This window comes from Bradyrhizobium sp. PRIMUS42 (assembly GCF_023006515.1).
GTDB lineage: Bacteria > Pseudomonadota > Alphaproteobacteria > Rhizobiales > Xanthobacteraceae > Bradyrhizobium.
On the sequence record NZ_JALBGZ010001078.1, the window covers coordinates 1 to 1500 of the forward strand.

General features: G+C 68.1%; 2 pseudogenes. Both read left to right on the top strand.

Going from position 1 to position 1500, the window contains the following annotated elements:
• Window positions 1–105: 105 nt before the first annotated feature.
• Window positions 106–294 (top strand): annotated as a pseudogene (locus tag MOV75_RS37730) (CbbQ/NirQ/NorQ C-terminal domain-containing protein); the annotation flags it as partial.
• Window positions 295–304: 10 nt separating this feature from the next.
• Window positions 305–1500, top strand: a pseudogene (locus MOV75_RS37735) (protein norD); the annotation flags it as partial.

A 1500-nucleotide genomic window follows, 5' to 3' on the forward strand; every position in this document is an offset into this window, starting at 1 on the left:
TGACCTGCCGTTCTGAACGAGCAGCAAGCCCCGGGCTCGGCCCCGGGGCTTTTTGATTTGGCCGCATCTTTGGCTGGCCAGCCATCCTCCCGGGCGGCTTCCGGGCTGCGCGCGCTCAAGGGCCACGATTTGGAGGAGGGCGTCTCGACCCGGCTCGTGGTCTATTGCGCGACCCTGATTGCCGCGGGCACGCCGATTGCCGATGCCGTGCTGGCCGGCATGATCGAACCGCTCACCGACGATTCCGACGTGAAGGCGGCGCTGCTGGACGTCGCACGCGCCGTGATCGGGTGAGGCCGCGCCCATGCTCGACTTCCTCGAACTGGAGGAGACGGTCGGTCGCGCCTGGCACCGGATGGTCGGCGGCACCGCGAGCTATCCTGTCCACGACGATCAGGCGGTCGCACTTGCCGAGATGAGGGGCCGGCTCGCGGTGATGTTCCGCGCGCTCGGCGGCGAGACCGGGGTGCAGATCGCAAGCGCAGGTGCCCGGAAATCGGGACACCGTCTCGGCTGGCGGCAGCGCATCGGCCTTGGAGACGAGCGATTGGAGCAGCCGGGCCGCGACGCGGCGACCATCTTCCTCCCCGATCGCATCTCGATCTTTCCCGACCGGGCCTTGAACGCGGCGCTCTATCGCTGGCTTGCGGCGTGGTTCGCAGCCGCGCCGATCGAGACCATCATAGAGGCCGATCCGCTGCGGCGGGATCTGCTGGTGTTGCGCCGGGCGAGCGAGACGGCGGTCTGGGTGCTCACGCAATTTCCCGGGCTCGTCGCTGATTACGCGAAGCTCGCCGCAGCAACTGCCGAGGCCCGGCCTCGTCGCCCCTTGCCACGCATCGAGCAGGAGATCGAGCAGATCGTGCTGGCCTTGCTCGGAGCCGGCAAGGCGCCTGCGGGCAGATTGTGGCCGGCGATGATGGGGACGGGCCCTCTGCCGGACAAGGCGCCTCCGGGCTATCATTCGATCCTGCCGTGCCCGCTCTGGGGGGATTGCTGGACGCGAGAACTCTCGCCCGCACATGCCGGCGAGGACGAGTGCGCACCGGGTGCGGATGCCGCGACCAGGGACGATCGCAAGCGCTTTGCGGTCCGCGAGCGCGAGGACAATGCCAATCGCCGCGATCCTTTCGTGCTCAACCGCTTCGAGAAGATCCTCGCGATGGCCGAGATGGTCAATGTCGACCGTCCGGCCGACGACAGCGAGGACGAGGATGCGCAGAAAGCGGCCGACGATCTCGAGGAGATCACGCTCAGCCGCCGCACCGGCAAGCCGGCGAGCCGGTTCAAGTTCGATCTCGACCTGCCGCCGGAAGCCCTCGATGCATCGCGGCTGAACGCGGATCTCACCTATCCCGAATGGGACTATCGCAGTGGCTCCTATCTGCCGGATCATTGCCGCGTCCTTGCGGGCGCGGCCTCCGAGCAGGGCGAGGATTGGCTACCTGACGACGCCATGCGCCGGCACGTCCGCCAGGTGCGCCGCCGCTTCGAGGTGTT